The sequence below is a fragment of the Streptomyces sp. NPDC004609 genome, assembly GCF_042873655.1.
Taxonomy (GTDB): Bacteria; Actinomycetota; Actinomycetes; order Streptomycetales; family Streptomycetaceae; genus Streptomyces.
On record NZ_JBIALS010000012.1, the window covers coordinates 97,848 to 111,099 of the forward strand.

General features: G+C 72.0%; 15 protein-coding genes and 1 riboswitch. Of the genes, 3 read left to right on the forward strand and 12 right to left on the reverse strand.

All coding sequences use genetic code 11. The features are described 5' to 3' along the window. Positions 1 to 398: 398 nt before the first annotated feature. From ACFYT4_RS14705 to ACFYT4_RS14715, 3 genes are all read left to right on the forward strand, one after another. Positions 399 to 881 carry a VOC family protein gene (locus ACFYT4_RS14705; protein WP_389268224.1) on the forward strand — a complete coding sequence of 161 codons (483 nt, stop codon included), beginning with the start codon at positions 399 to 401 and terminating at the stop codon, positions 879 to 881. Positions 882 to 1,124: 243 nt separating this feature from the next. Continuing rightward, positions 1,125 to 1,188, forward strand: a riboswitch (guanidine-III (ykkC-III) riboswitch). A 17-nt stretch (positions 1,189 to 1,205) separates the two neighbouring features. Beyond that, positions 1,206 to 1,520 carry a DMT family transporter gene (locus ACFYT4_RS14710; RefSeq protein ID WP_389268226.1) on the forward strand — a complete coding sequence of 105 codons (315 nt, stop codon included), beginning with the start codon at positions 1,206 to 1,208 and terminating at the stop codon, positions 1,518 to 1,520. Further along, entirely contained in the window at positions 1,520 to 1,885 is a 366-nt protein-coding gene (locus ACFYT4_RS14715) for a DMT family transporter (protein ID WP_389268228.1), read from the forward strand. The genes ACFYT4_RS14710 and ACFYT4_RS14715 overlap by 1 nt, the downstream gene beginning before the upstream one ends. Before the next feature lie 148 nt (positions 1,886 to 2,033). Here ACFYT4_RS14715 and ACFYT4_RS14720 read toward each other — a convergent pair whose 3' ends face one another. The 12 genes from ACFYT4_RS14720 to ACFYT4_RS14775 form a co-directional block, all read right to left on the reverse strand. After that, complete coding sequence (locus ACFYT4_RS14720; protein ID WP_389268230.1) at positions 2,034 to 2,570, reverse strand: flavin reductase family protein; 537 nt, start codon at positions 2,568 to 2,570, stop codon at positions 2,034 to 2,036. Positions 2,571 to 2,777: 207 nt separating this feature from the next. After that, the gene (locus ACFYT4_RS14725) at positions 2,778 to 3,794 is read right to left on the reverse strand and encodes an NAD-dependent epimerase/dehydratase family protein (RefSeq protein ID WP_389268232.1); all 1,017 of its coding nucleotides are present in this window, start codon (positions 3,792 to 3,794) and stop codon (positions 2,778 to 2,780) included. Next, positions 3,791 to 4,231, reverse strand: a complete 441-nt coding sequence (locus ACFYT4_RS14730) for a type II toxin-antitoxin system RatA family toxin (protein ID WP_389268234.1) — start codon at positions 4,229 to 4,231, stop codon at positions 3,791 to 3,793. The genes ACFYT4_RS14725 and ACFYT4_RS14730 overlap by 4 nt, the downstream gene beginning before the upstream one ends. A gap of 56 nt (positions 4,232 to 4,287) precedes the next feature. Next, on the reverse strand, positions 4,288 to 5,466 hold the full coding sequence (locus ACFYT4_RS14735; RefSeq protein WP_389268236.1) for an acyl-CoA dehydrogenase family protein: 1,179 nt from the start codon (positions 5,464 to 5,466) through the stop codon (positions 4,288 to 4,290). After that, entirely contained in the window at positions 5,463 to 6,161 is a 699-nt protein-coding gene (locus ACFYT4_RS14740) for a hypothetical protein (RefSeq protein WP_389268238.1), read from the reverse strand. Before ACFYT4_RS14740 ends, ACFYT4_RS14735 begins: the two co-directional genes overlap by 4 nt. After that, positions 6,158 to 7,282, reverse strand: coding sequence for an aminotransferase class I/II-fold pyridoxal phosphate-dependent enzyme (locus ACFYT4_RS14745; RefSeq protein WP_389268240.1), 1,125 nt, complete (start codon positions 7,280 to 7,282; stop codon positions 6,158 to 6,160). Before ACFYT4_RS14745 ends, ACFYT4_RS14740 begins: the two co-directional genes overlap by 4 nt. After that, positions 7,279 to 8,607 (reverse strand): B12-binding domain-containing radical SAM protein, encoded by a 1,329-nt coding sequence (locus ACFYT4_RS14750; protein WP_389268242.1) that lies wholly within the window; start codon positions 8,605 to 8,607, stop codon positions 7,279 to 7,281. Before ACFYT4_RS14750 ends, ACFYT4_RS14745 begins: the two co-directional genes overlap by 4 nt. Before the next feature lie 168 nt (positions 8,608 to 8,775). Further along, the gene (locus ACFYT4_RS14755; protein WP_389268244.1) at positions 8,776 to 9,528 is read right to left on the reverse strand and encodes an HAD family hydrolase; all 753 of its coding nucleotides are present in this window, start codon (positions 9,526 to 9,528) and stop codon (positions 8,776 to 8,778) included. Beyond that, positions 9,528 to 10,310 carry an ABC transporter permease gene (locus ACFYT4_RS14760; RefSeq protein WP_389268246.1) on the reverse strand — a complete coding sequence of 261 codons (783 nt, stop codon included), beginning with the start codon at positions 10,308 to 10,310 and terminating at the stop codon, positions 9,528 to 9,530. Before ACFYT4_RS14760 ends, ACFYT4_RS14755 begins: the two co-directional genes overlap by 1 nt. Then, on the reverse strand, positions 10,303 to 11,343 hold the full coding sequence (locus tag ACFYT4_RS14765) for an ATP-binding cassette domain-containing protein (RefSeq protein ID WP_389268248.1): 1,041 nt from the start codon (positions 11,341 to 11,343) through the stop codon (positions 10,303 to 10,305). Before ACFYT4_RS14765 ends, ACFYT4_RS14760 begins: the two co-directional genes overlap by 8 nt. Beyond that, positions 11,333 to 11,878, reverse strand: a complete 546-nt coding sequence (locus tag ACFYT4_RS14770) for a hypothetical protein (RefSeq protein ID WP_389268249.1) — start codon at positions 11,876 to 11,878, stop codon at positions 11,333 to 11,335. Before ACFYT4_RS14770 ends, ACFYT4_RS14765 begins: the two co-directional genes overlap by 11 nt. Beyond that, positions 11,875 to 12,915, reverse strand: coding sequence for a hypothetical protein (locus ACFYT4_RS14775; protein ID WP_389268250.1), 1,041 nt, complete (start codon positions 12,913 to 12,915; stop codon positions 11,875 to 11,877). Before ACFYT4_RS14775 ends, ACFYT4_RS14770 begins: the two co-directional genes overlap by 4 nt. Positions 12,916 to 13,252: the final 337 nt, after the last annotated feature.

A 13,252-nucleotide genomic window follows, 5' to 3' on the forward strand; every position in this document is an offset into this window, starting at 1 on the left:
GCGGCCCGCGCGCGACGCTTCCCCGCACGTGCTGTGTGCCGTCGCGGCCCCTGCGTGCCTCCCCGTCCGGAGCAGGCGGTTCTGTCGGGCACTGCCCCCGGGGAGGGGGTCCGGCCCGTACGCGTGACGGCATCGGCGCACGTCCCCGCGACCGCCACTCGGCCGCCCGCCTCACCCTGCGCGGTGCGAGCGTGGCCGCGTGTCTCCCGTAGCAGCACCCTGACGGCGGTGCGGCTCGCGGGCGGCGCCGGGCTGAACCGTGCCGGGAGATGGGTCCGGAAGGCCGCGTGACCGGCCACCGAAACCAGGGGGTACCTTCCGGGCGCGCGGGCGATGAGTTCTCGGGGGACGATCGGTCGTAGCTGTGACGACGTTCCCGTGCGGAGGAGGCATCACGCATGACCAGTGGCGGATTCACCACCTGTCTGTGGTTCGACGGCCAGGCCGAGGACGCTGCCGATCACTACGTATCGGTCTTCAAGGATTCGCAGATCGGCTCGGTCACCCGGGTCACCGACGCCGGCCCGGGGCCCGAGGGAACGGTCGTCACCGTCGACTTCACCCTCAACGGGCAGAAGTTCGTCGGACTGAACGGCGGCCCGCAGTTCACGTTCAACGAGGCCGTCTCGTTCCAGATCCACTGCGCCGACCAGGACGAGATCGACTACTACTGGAACCGGCTCCTCGAAGGCGGCGGTGAACCGGGCCAGTGCGGCTGGCTGAAGGACAGGTTCGGGGTGTCCTGGCAGGTCATCCCGGACGAACTGCCGTCGCTGATCGGTGACCCGGACCCCGAGAAGGCGGCCCGCGCGATGCGGGCCATGCTCGCCATGACCAAGTTCGACATCGCCGGACTCCGCAGGGCGCACACCGGGGAGTAGGTCCCGGCGGCGGCGTCCGCCGCCCGGGGAGACACCCGGGCGGCGGAGACGGGGAGGGCCGTACCTCAGGGGCCCGCCGCGCCGGGGAAGCCGAGCATGGTGGTCGGCCACTCCCCGGGGCACTCGGCGAAGGGCACATGGCCGCTCGCGAGTTCGGTGAGGCGCAGGTCACATCAGCGCTTCCCGGTGTTCTCCGGAGGCGAACGCCGCGTTGCCGGCCGATCTCAATGTGCTATACAGATAGTGAGGTCCCGGAGGGATCTGCGGACGACGGATCAGTACCCGCTCAGCGACAAGACTGGCCAATCGGAGGTCGGTTCTGTCATGGCTTGGGCCATTCTCATCGCGTCCGGAGTGCTGGAGGCCGTCTGGGCCACCGCTCTGTCGGCGTCCAAGAACTTCAAGCGTCCCGTCGCGTCCGTCGTGTTCGCCGTGGCACTGGCGGGAAGCATGGCGGGCCTCGCGTACGCCATGAAGTCCCTTCCCACGGGAACCGCGTACGCGGTGTGGGTGGGCATCGGCGCCGTGCTCACCGCCACCTGGGCGATCGTGACCGGACAGGAACGGGCCACCCTGGCCCGGGTGTTCCTGCTGGTCGGACTCATCGGATGTGTCGTCGGACTGAAGGCGGTCAGCTGATGCCCTGGGTGATTCTTCTGATCAGTTCCGTCTTCGAGGCGGTGTGGGCGACGGCCCTCGGCATGTCCGACGGGCTGAGCAAGCCCGTTCCCACCGTGGTCTTCTTCGTCGGTCTGGCCCTCAGCATGGCCGGGCTGGGCTGGGCGATGATCAAGATCCCGATCAGCGTGGCGTACTCGGTGTGGATCGGCATCGGCGCGGCGCTGACGGTGATGTACGCCATGATCACGGGCGGGGAATCCACCTCCGCCCTGAAGATCCTGTTCCTCGGCGGCATCATCGCGTGTGTCGTCGGTCTGAAGTTCGTCAAGACCAAGCCGGGCCCCAAGGCCGGCGCGGACCTGACCGAGGCGCAGAGCCGATAGGACCGGGCAGGACAACGGCCGCCCGCCCCCGTCCGGGGCGGGCGGCACCCGGTTTTCCCGGCAGGGGTACGACCGGGTGCGCCGGCCGGTCGACCGCCGGGTCCCCGCCGTACGAACGCCCCCGCCCGAGGGTCCGCTGTGACCGATCTCACCGTTTCTCACCGTTCAGGCGCCGCTGGGCGAATCCCTCCTCGGTCCGCTGATGGGTGCCGAACGTCCGCGCGTGATAGGTCAGCGGCGCGGCATCGGCCGACATCGCGTCGACCACGGAGCCGAGGACGATGATGTGGTCCCCTCCGCCGACCAGTTCCGCCACCTCACAGCGGACCCAGGCCGCGATGCCGGCGAGGCGCGCCGAGCCCGGCTCGGCGGACCACGCCGTGCCGGTGAATCTGTCCTCGCCCTTGCGGGCGAACCGCAGGGCGAGGTCGGACTGGCCGCTCGCCAGGACATTGAGCCCGAAGGAGCCCGTGCGCCGGACGAGCGACAGGAGCCCGGAGCCGCGGTCGAGGGCCACCAGCACCATCGGCGGGCTCATCGACAGCGACGCGACCGCGCTGACGGTGGTCCCGTGCGGCCGGCCCCGGTCGACGGTGGTCACCACACAGACGGGCGTGCACACACCGGCCATGGCCGCGCGGAACGCGCTCCGCAGTTCCGCCTGCGCGACGGTCACCCTGCTCACCACCCCTCACCGTGTCGCGGTCCTCTCCGGCGCGGCCTTCTCCCCGGCCCATGCCCGCTGTCCGCCCCGGCTCCCGCAGGCTCCGTTCCCGATCACACCGTTTCCCGTCAGACTGTCCCGGCCGGCCCCGCCGTCCCCGGCCCGCGCCGCACCCGCTTCCGCCCGGCGACGCCGCGGCTCCCGGCTCACGACTCCCGCCCGCCGTCGTCACGGCCGCCAGGGCTGGGGGACCTTCGTGGCGGTCTCCGGATGGAGGTCCGCCCAGCGCCGGACGGAGCGGTACAGGGTCGACGTGATGTCCTCCACCTGGTGGGTGACCTCGAAGGGCTCGGTCATGGACAGATACCGCTGGTACGCCTGGAAGGCCGTGACACGCAGCAGCTGGGCGCGGTCCAGATACTCCTGCGCGAACGGCAGATAAAACCGGTTCCACTGCTCGGTTCCCACGAACGGCAGCCGCTGGAGCGGCTCCACTTCGCGCTCGGCCCGCCAGGTGTTGAGGGAGTCCAGGGCGATGTCGAACGTCTCCCCGACCTGGAGGGCGCCCTCGCCCCCTCCCAGTACCGACAGCCTCGGCGCCGAGGGCGGTCCCCCCTCGGCCAGCCCGGCGACGTAACCTGCCACGTCGTCGGTGCTGACGAGATCCAGATACGCCTTCTCCTCGCCGACCAGCGCCGGAATGGCACCGGTGCACAGGGCCGACGCCAGCCAGAAGAATCCGCTGTAGCGCTCCAGAGCGCCGTCGGGCCGGGCCCCCATCACGATCGGGAAGCGGACGATGTCCACGTCCGGGCGCTCCGCCGTGAGCAGCCGCTCGGCGGTGGCCTTGGACCACTCGTAGGTGTTGCGGTACGCCTCCACCTCCGTGGGCTCCACACTCCCGGTCAGCCCGATGGCGTACGACGAGGACATATGGACGACGTGCGTCCGCGGGCCCGTCCGGTCCAGCAGGGACCGCAGCGGGCCGACGTTGTCCCGCTCCGCACGCGGGGCCGTCAGATTCCAGCGGGTGTTCGCGGCGCAGTGGACCAGCAGGTCCCACGGTCCCCGCAGCGCTTCCGGCGGCTCCTCGGCACCGATCCGCCAGGCGAACTGCCGGGGCCCGGGCCCGCCGCGGCTGCTCACCCCGTACACGTCGTGCCCCGCGTCCGCCAGTGTGCGCAGGACGGCACTGCCCACCGCTCCGGTGGCGCCGGTGACGAGGGTGCGAGCGCGCGGCCTCACGAGACCACGAGCCGCTTCTCGATCGCCCGGAGCATCTGCTCGGAGTTCTCCCGCAGCGCCTTCGTGGCGACCGGATTGAGCATGTCCGCCAGCAGCGGGATGCCGATCTCGAAGTCCACACAGAAGATGACGAGGGACGTCCCGTCGTCCTGCGGCTCCACCCGCCAGTACCCCGTGAACCGGTCCAGGTCCCCGGAGGTCTGGTCGAACCGCATGGTGCGGGTCTCCTCGTCCAGCTCGTCCTCCTCCACCCACTCCAGTACGGACCCCTTGAGCAGGACGGACCACTCGCTGACCCGCTTGCCGCCCGACTCCCCGTGCACGGTCACGGACTCGACGTTGTCCATGTAGTCCGCGTAGTCCTCCAGCCGCGTCACGGCCCGCCACGCCGCCTCGACCGGTGCCGCGATCGGCAGTTTCACCTCGACATAGGGCATTGCTGACTCTCTTTCCTCGGAAGGACGTTTCTCCCGGCCCGCGCGCGGCCCGACCCTCAGCCCACGGGATCGAAGCCGATCTCACGACCGGTGCAGTGGTCCGCGACCACCCGGTCGCAGACGAGCAGGCTCGGGGGGTGGTGATGTGCGGCCATGCTGTCCACGAGGAGGCCGGCCGCGGGATGGTCCCGGGTGTACAGACGGCTGCCCACCACCGGAGTCAGCGCCGAGACGACACGGTCCCGCACATCGCTGAGTGTGGCGCGCAGCGCGACCGCGGCGGCGAGGGCCGCGTGCCCCGAGATCCGGCCGCCCTCGAAGTCGTGGCCGAGCTGCCGGCACGCGCCGCCGAGCGCCAGCACCTCCCTGGTCGCCCGGCCCAGCAGGGTCGCGCGCGGCCCGTACTGCCCGGACGCGGTCACCTGACGGAAGGCCAGATCCAGCAGTGAGGTGAGGATCCCGTGGTACGTGGCGCTCAGCAGCACCGAGAACCACACCATCCCGGAGACCACGGTGTCGTCGACGACGTCCGCCGGTCCGCGGTGGAAGACGAGCCGTTCGTCGAGCTCCACCTCCCGCAGCACCAGCCGGGCCGTGTCCGAGGCGGTCATGCCGAGGGACGGCCAGTCGCCCTCCACCGTCAGCCCCGGGGAACGGGCGGGACACAGGGCGAGGATCGTCTCGTCGGTCGCCTCGATGTGCGCCGTCAGACACACCAGGGTCGCCGTGGACGCCAGGGAACAGGGGTACTTGGTCCCGGACACCAGATAGCCCTTGCCCGTCTCGGCCGCCGAGGAGCGGCTGCTCATGAAGTTCGGGCTGCCGCCCGGTTCGGCGAACGCCGAGGCGACCAGCGCCTGCGACCCCGCGATGCCCTCCAGCAGCATCCAGCTGGTGTCCCGGTGCCGGAGCCAGTAGTCGGTCATCAGCCCCACCGTGAACGAGTGCATGTTCAGGGCGATCGCGGCGGAGGGATCGACGGTGCCCAGCGCGCGCTGCGCCGACGCCACCTCCACCAGGCCGGCCCCCGAACCCCCGAACTCCCCGGGGATCGCCAGCGCGGCGAACCCGCTCGCGGCCACCGCCCGGATACGGTCGGCGCCGCCGGCCCCCTGTGCCGTCGCCGGCGACGGTGAGGGAGGCGGCGGTGGCGTCCAGGGGCTGTACCACCCGGCCCCGAGCAGCGCCGTATGCGGATCCTTCTGCTCCTGGTCCGCGCGGACTTCCATCGTCATGCGCTCCTCTCCTGTGCCGGGGTACGGGCGTGCCCCGCCCGGGCCGCCGGGAGCCCGGACGTCCCGGTCCCGTCGCGCCCCTCGGCGCAGGCGCACACGGCCCCCGGCTCCGGCGGGACGGAGCGGTCCGGGACCCGGCGGGCCTCGGCCGACAGCCGTCGCAGCAGCCGGGCCTGCTCCCGCCTGCTGCCGCACCGCAGGACCGGGGCGGACGTCCGCGCCAGCAGCGGGCCCATCGCGCGCAGTTCCCGGCCCCGGAAACCGAGCGCCTTGCGTACGAGCGCGGCGAGGCTGCGCACCGGCGGGTCATGGGCGGCGAGACCGCCGGGAACGTAGTCCCGGTGACCGCGCCCGAGCGCGGAGTCGCGCCGCAGCCGCAGGGACCGCCGTACGAGGGAGGCGGCGCACAGCCAGGGGTGCCGGTCGAACAGCACCACCGTGTCGGCGCGCTCGACGCGGTGGCGGACGGTGTCGGCGAAATTGCCGTCGATGATCCAGTACGGCCCGGCGGCGAGCCGCTCCACCAGCCGCTCCCACTCCTCGGCCGGGGTTCTGCGCCACTGCGGCCGCCAGTAGAGGTCGTCGAGGTGGATCAGCGGCAGTCCGGTGGCGGCCGCGAGGGCGTGGCAGAAGGTGGACTTGCCGCTCCCCGGGCTTCCGAGGACGACGATGCGGGACGGCGCCGCCCCGCTCACGGCGCCGCCACCGGTTCGTTCATCAGGGCGGCGACCCGGCGCATCGTGGGCCCGTCCGCCAGCGACACGCGCAGACAGCCCTCCAGACCGGGGACGCGGTGGAGGGACCGTATCCGGAAGCCGTGCCGGTCGAGATGGCGGGCCATCCGATCGGGAGTGCCGCCGTCGCCGGTGCTGAAGGTCACGTAGTTGCCGCCGGGGTCGAGGGCGCGCCACCCCGGGTGCCCGGCCAGCACCTCCCGTACGAAGGCGGAGCGGATCGCCCGCACGTCCCGCCACACCTCGGTGAACCGGTCCCGGTCCGCCAGCACCGCCCGCAGCAGCGCCAGCGCGGTGGCCGAGACGGTGCTGTCCGGGCGGAACCGGGAGAGATACGAGACCAGCGCGGGCGAGGCGAACACCGAGGCGACCCGGGCACCGGCGAGACCGAACGTCTTCGAGTACGAGCGGACCACCAGCAGATGCGGCGACGAGGCGACCAGCGGGACATGGGTGATGCCGGTGAAGGCGCCGTAGCACTCGTCGACGACCAGCAGATGACCGGCCCGGCGCGCCAGTTCGGCCGTCTCGTGGATCTGCGCCGGGGACAGGGCCAGACCGGACGGGCTCGCGGGATCGGTCAGCACCACCACCGCGGGCGGGTGGGCCGCCATCCGGGAGTGGAGGGCGGCCAACCGCAGGCGGGAGACGCCCGCGTCGAGCGCCGGACAGCCCACGACCGGCACGCCCCGCAGCGCGGCGTAGTACCGCCAGCTCTCGAACGCCGGCTCGTGCAGGATCAGCCCCGGCCCGGACGCCAGCGCGTCGACGATCAGACCGACCGCGCAGTCGGAGCCCGCGGTGAGCAGGATGCCCGCCGGGTCGGTGCCGTGGTAGTCGCCCAGCTCCGCCAGCAGAGCCTGCTGATAGGGGTAGTGCAGCAGATCGGCGGCCGTCAGCCGGCCCGCCGCCGCCAGGACCAGCTCCTCCGCCACCGGGTGGCGCAGCTCGCAGCTCTTGAGGTTCAGCACACCGGGACGCTGCCGCCGGGGCTCCCACGGCAGCTCCCACGCGGCCCGCCGGGTCGGGAACGGGACCGCCCCGGCTTCCGCCGGGTCCGGCAGGACGGTCCGCGCTCTCATTCCTCGCTCCGGGCGGAGGACGCGACGGGGATGCGCTCGTACACGGACGTGACCCGGGTCTCCTGGCCGAAGAGGAAGTCGTAGAGCCCCTCGTCCGGCGCACGGCCGGGGTCGGCGATGAGCTGGCGGTTGTACCGGCTGATCTCCAGGGGCGTCATCGCGGGCGTCATGTCGTGCAGCCGGGTGTACATCGTCGGCCGGAACCGCGCACCGACCTCGCCGACGAGCGCGCGGGTGCGCGCGGCCCCCTCCGCCCCGGTGCCCGGCAGCCCGACGATCACGAAAGCGTTCAGCTCGATACCGGCGCGGGCGCACTGCGCCGCGAGCTCCCGGAACCGCTCCTCGTGCACGCGTTTGGCCCGGGGCAGCGCGCCGTGCCCGTCGGGTTCGAGGGTCTCCAGCCCCACCGAGATACGGACGCAGCCCGCCCGGCCCATCAGCTCCACGAGATCCTTGTCGACGTGGTGGACCGTGGTGGCGCACTTCCAGCGCGGCGACACCGGGCCCTTGAGGAACCGTCCGCACAGGTCGCGCACCCAGCGCTTGTCCAGGGTGAAGGTGGGCGCGTAGAAGGCGACGTACTCGAACGTCAGCGCCCGCATGCTCGTTTCGATGTAGGCCACCGTGTCGTCCACCGACAGTCTGCGCTCGCGCAGGCCGAAGATCTCGTGGACCTCGCAGAACTCGCAGCCGATGGGGCAGCCGCGCGCCGCGGGCACCACCAGTTCACGGCGGAAGGGGATCCCGCAGAACTTGTCCTCGTCGCGCGCGTAGAGCCGGTCGTAGTGGTCGTACGGGATCTCCCGCACGTCGGGCAGCGTCCACTGATCGCTGGGCAGGCTGTCCCCCTCGCGCGAAGGGGGGATCCAGCGGTCGCCCTCGCGGACCGCGACCCCGGGCAGCGCGGTGCCGCTCGTCCCCGCGGCCAGGGACGCGACGTAGTGCGCGACACCGGGTTCGTAGTCACCGGACTGCACGATCGCGTCCAGGCCGTAGCGCTGGAAGAAGCCGGGGTTCATGCTGCTGAGCCGGCCGAAGGTGATCAGCCGGCTGTGCGGGGACAGTTCACGGGCGTACGCGGTGAAACGTTCGAAGCCGTCGACGGCGTCGAAGTCGTTCATCATCGCGATCACGTCGTACCGGCCCTGGTACAGAAGGTCGCCGACCGCCTTCCAGTGGGTGTTCAGTACACCGGTGTCCCGTACGTCGACCTGTTCCACGGCCGGTTGCCGCCGAAGATGTCCGGCTGTCATGTACAGCGGGGTGTGGTGACCGGCATTGAAATAACTGGGGATGTGCGGCGGCCAGATGACCAGGACTTTCATCCGAAGCTCCTTCGGAATGACGCGGGAAGACACGCGGAAGGACAAGCGGGAGGACAGACGGGACGGGCTGTGCGCTGCGCTGTTACGCCACTCGTCAGAGGTTAATCGTGTGAATACCCGGCAATCCCGGGGGATTTCTCTGGGTGGAACGCGAATTTCCCGGAAGGGTCACAGATCCAGCAGTGCGTAGAGTCCGGAGAAGTCGGGGCGGGCGGGATCGACCGGCACGGCGTCCCAGCCGAGCCGCCGGGCCGGGGTGATGTCGTTGTCCGCCGAGTCACCGACCATGATTCTGCGGCGGAAGGAACCGGAGCCGATGAGTTCGAAGGCGCGGGCATCGGGCTTCTTGGGGCCGCCGTCGGCGGTGAAGTGCGCACGGTCGAACACCTCGGGCACCCCGAGGTCCCCCAGGAGCCTGCGCATGAGGCCGCCGGGCAGATAGCAGTTCGACAGCAGCCGGACGGTGTGTCCGGCGCCCGCCACCCGGCGCAGGGCCCGCGCGGCCGGCTCGCACAGCTCGTACCGGTCGTCGTCCGCGCATCCCAGCGCGTACCACAGCGCCCGGTGGAGCTCGTCCGGCGAACGCACCTCGCCGCGCTCGCGCAGGGCCTCGTCCAGCAGGCCGAGGGTCGCGGGCTGGAGGGCCGACTTGTCGACGAGCGCGTCGTAGAGGGTGGTGAACACCGAGGTCACGATGTCGTCGGCCGTCCGCCGGTCCACGGCCAGCGTCTTGGTGACCCAGCCGACGAACTCGTCGGGCCCGGGCATCGGGCGCAGCTCGCCGACGATCGTCCCGAAGCAGTCGAAGACCACTACGGTGTCGCCGTCCGCCACCGCGGCCCTGTCCCGCAGCGGGGTCGCCTCACCCGCTGTGGCACCCGTGGCCCCGGCCGCCGGGTCTCCTGCGTGTCGCCGGGCCATCACGACCACGACACCTTTCGGTGCTCGAAGCGGAAGAAGACCATGGTCAGCACGGCGAACCCGAGCGAGAAGCCGGCGAGGACCGCCACCGGCAGTACCACCGCTCCCGGGCCGCCGCCGTCCAGGACGACCGTGGTGAAGCCGCGCATCGCCCAGTACGTGGGCACCCCGGGAGCGAACGGGCTCGCCCAGTCGGGCAGGGACGACAGGGGCGTGAGCGCCCCGCCCAGCCCGGCGAAGAGGAGCGCGGCCAGATTGGCGAACACGGCCAGCTGGGCGACCGTCCGGCACAGCGACACCAGCGCCATGCCGAACAGCACTACGCACAGCGCCAGTGCCGCGCCCACCGCGACGAGCCCCAGCCAGGAGCCGCGCACCCGCAGGTCGTACAGCAGCCCCCCGACCAGGAAGACCACCGCGAGCTGCAGCATGGCCACACCGAGCGGCACGACGATCCGGCCGACGACGATCTCGCCCGGGCGGGCGAGTCCCGCCCGCAGCCGGTCCCAGGTCTTCCAGCCGTGCTCCCGGAACACCCCGAAACCCACCAGGTTCACCAGGAAGAAGGTGAACATCACCGCCATGCCGGGGACCGCCTGCTCGGCGCCGGTCGCCCCCTCGACCTGCTCGGCCCGCAACGCCGTACGGAACAGCGGCTGCATGAAGCCCATGAGCAGCAGCGGCATCACCGTACGGACGACCAGCGGGGCCGGATCGCGCAGCTGGAGCCGCATGTCGTGCCGGACCAGCGCGGCGATCCGCCCCAGCGAACCCTCACCCATGTGTGTCCTCCCCGGCTCTCGCTTCCGCCGCCGATCCCTCTCGCCCCACGGGCCCCGGGTATGCCGCCGGTTCCGGCTGCGCGTCGTACCGCCGTCCCGTGACCTGGAGGAACACGCTCTCCAGACTCGGCTGGACGATCCGGAGGTTGACCAGCTCCCCGGCGGATCCGCCCAGCGCCTCCAGCACCCGGGGCGCGGCCAGATGCGGCTGGTCCACCGTCACCCGGAGCACACGGCCGTCCACCACCGAGGGCCAGGGCAGCGCCGTGTCCGGGGGGCTGCCCGAGAAGGTCAGTTCGACCGCGCTGTCGCCGTACTGCCGGATCAGCTTCTTGAGGGTGCCCCGGGCGGCCATCCGCCCCCGGTTCACGATGGCGACGGAGCCGTCGAGCGCCTCCACCTCCGGCAGATAGTGGGTCGAGTAGCAGATCGCGGTGCCCCGGGCCGCTATCGAACGCACCAGCTCCAGCAACTGCTCCCGGGTCTGTACGTCCACCCCGGCGGTCGGCTCGTCCAGCAGCAGCAGCTGCGGCCGGTGCAGCAGGGCCATCCCGGTGTGCACGCGCCGCTGCTCCCCGCCCGACAGCCGGGCCACCTGGCGGCCGAGCAGCTCCGTCAGTCCGAGGGGCCCGGCGATCTCCTCGATACGGCTGTGGGCCACCCGGCCGCGCAGACCGGCGAGTTCGGCGAAGAACAGCAGGTTCTGGCGGACCGTCAGGGGCGGGTACACACCCAGCTCCTGCGGTGCCAGCCCGAGCCGGCTGCGGGCGCCGTGCGGATCGGTGACCGGGTCCACGCCCATGACCCGCACGCGGCCCGCGTCCGGGTGCAGCAGTCCGGCCGCGATCGACATCAGCGTGGTCTTGCCCGCGCCGTTGTGCCCGAGCAGGCCCACGATCTCGCCCGGCGCGATCTCCAGATCCACCGCGCTGAGCGCGGTGAGCGCCCCGTACCGCTTGGTGACCCCGTGCAGCGCCAGCGCCGGGGGGCCGCCGCCGTCCGCGCCGGGCCCGGGGCGCGGCTCAGTCGTCACGCTGGGTCCAGTTGCCCGGCATGACGTCCGGGAGCCCCAGCCGCCGCATCTGCGGCGACCAGGTGCGGGCCAGCTTGAACCCCTTCATCAGACCGGTGCCGGAACGGACGTCGGGCAGCGGCCGGGAGTAGCCCAACTGGCTTTCGGTGACCGTCAGATGCTCACGGAGCTCATCCAGCCACGCCTCGCCCCGGCCCTCGGTGACGGCCTCCAGGCCCGCGGCGAGCCGCAGTCCGTCCTCGACCTCCCGGTCCGGCACCCCCGCGAACGGGTCGAAGCTCACCTGCTCCGCGGCGAACGACAGCTCGCCGTGGGTGCGCAGCCCCCGTACGGACAGGGACAGCTGCACGAGGTCGTACGCCATGAGGACGGCGACCTCGGGCTGCCCCGCCGCCACCGCGCCCTCGATGTCCTCCAGGGCCGCCCGGCACTTCAGCAGCAGCCGTACCGCGCCGTGAGCCCGGAACGCCATGTGCCGGCGCAGGTCCGGGAGCGGCTCCCGCGCGGGAGCCCCGGCACTCGCTGAGGTCGTCATCCGCTCGCCTCCTCGTCCGGCTCCGCCACGGCGAGCCACAGCATGTCGTGCACGAACAGCCGCTGGATGTCCGGGGGCGGATCGGCGTCCGGCGGACCCGACCACAGGATGTCCTCGCTCCCGGCCGGCGGCAGCCCGGTGCGGGCAACCTCCAGCGCGCGCAGCTGCCAGCGGTCCACGACCGTACGGTCCTCCAGCTCCGCCGATCCGACACCGGTCGCCCAGCGCAGCACGGAGTGCAGGGGCGCCACCGGGCCCGTCAGCTCCTCGACGAGTCCCCGACAGCGCGCCACCCGGTCCCGGGGCGCCAGCGGGGGCGTGAGCACCTCCCGCAGCGCCGCCAGGCCCTCCCGGTCGTCCGAGATCCGGAGCTTCTCGCCGGCCCACTTCTCGGTGAAGTACAGCTGTCCGGCGGCCGCCGCCCGGGCGTTGAGGGCCGCCACGACGGCCTCGCGCCCCCGGGCGGCGGCGACCATGGGCCGCTCCCCGGCGAGCAGCCGCGCGGCGCGGCTCAGCCGGCGGGCCTCCACGGTCCACCACTGCTCCACCACCCGCGCGAGCCAGGGCGCGCACAGGCCGGCGTGCCAGGTGTCCCACGGATCGGTGGCGATGAGCGGCAGCCCCAGGGCCAGCCGGGTCGTCGTCTTGATGGTGCGGCGCCGGTGATTCCAGGAGTCCTGGGTGACCGAGCCGAACCGGGGCCAGGCGCTGTCGCGCAGCCAGGCGGTGTGGGCGCGGACCGCGTCGGCCTTGCGGATGTTCACATCGATCAGGGTGCCGTGCCGGTGCGACTGGACGGGGAACCGGGTCAGCCGGTCGCTCTCGACGACCAGCAGCAGATCGAGATCGCTGCGGTGATTGCCGAAACCGGCCAGCACGGACCCGGAGGCCACCGCGAGCACCGGACTGCCGACGCCCTGATCGGTTTCGCCGAGCACATCGTCGATTTTCAGTCCGCGTTCATCCAGAAAGTCCGTCAGGCGTCTTTCGAGGACATGCCGTTCCGGAACGGGGACCTGGGCCAGAGAGTTCTCCATGGCAGGCAAGGGCCTTCCTGCGGCGGCTGGAAAAGGGAAAGGGCCGGAAGGGCGATCGCAACTCCCGACAGGGCCCGGACAGCTCGGCCACGATAGGCGGGGAGCCGACGGCGCAGCAAGGGAGACCAGGATGTGTTTCGGCACATGGAACACCCCATTTCCCGGGTGTCGTGTCCGGTTGAGACTTGCCCAGAACTGCCGCCACGGCTCGGCGCCATTGAGTCATCACCTGACAACCGATGAATGCATCCAAGTGATCCCACTTCAGTGGTCGTCGTGTCGGTCGTATCCGGCGGAGGCGCCCGTCCGGCCCGTGCGCCGGGCGGCCGGGCCCACC

Coding starts and splice junctions, on each gene's coding strand:
- ACFYT4_RS14705 (WP_389268224.1), top strand. CDS start 399: ATGACCAGTGGCGGATTCACCACCTGTCTGTGGTTCGACGGCCAGGCC.
- ACFYT4_RS14710 (WP_389268226.1), top strand. CDS start 1,206: ATGGCTTGGGCCATTCTCATCGCGTCCGGAGTGCTGGAGGCCGTCTGG.
- ACFYT4_RS14715 (WP_389268228.1), top strand. CDS start 1,520: ATGCCCTGGGTGATTCTTCTGATCAGTTCCGTCTTCGAGGCGGTGTGG.
- ACFYT4_RS14730 (WP_389268234.1), bottom strand. CDS start 4,231: ATGCCCTATGTCGAGGTGAAACTGCCGATCGCGGCACCGGTCGAGGCG.
- ACFYT4_RS14735 (WP_389268236.1), bottom strand. CDS start 5,466: ATGACGATGGAAGTCCGCGCGGACCAGGAGCAGAAGGATCCGCATACG.
- ACFYT4_RS14745 (WP_389268240.1), bottom strand. CDS start 7,282: ATGAGAGCGCGGACCGTCCTGCCGGACCCGGCGGAAGCCGGGGCGGTC.
- ACFYT4_RS14750 (WP_389268242.1), bottom strand. CDS start 8,607: ATGAAAGTCCTGGTCATCTGGCCGCCGCACATCCCCAGTTATTTCAAT.
- ACFYT4_RS14755 (WP_389268244.1), bottom strand. CDS start 9,528: ATGGCCCGGCGACACGCAGGAGACCCGGCGGCCGGGGCCACGGGTGCC.
- ACFYT4_RS14760 (WP_389268246.1), bottom strand. CDS start 10,310: ATGGGTGAGGGTTCGCTGGGGCGGATCGCCGCGCTGGTCCGGCACGAC.
- ACFYT4_RS14770 (WP_389268249.1), bottom strand. CDS start 11,878: ATGACGACCTCAGCGAGTGCCGGGGCTCCCGCGCGGGAGCCGCTCCCG.
- ACFYT4_RS14775 (WP_389268250.1), bottom strand. CDS start 12,915: ATGGAGAACTCTCTGGCCCAGGTCCCCGTTCCGGAACGGCATGTCCTC.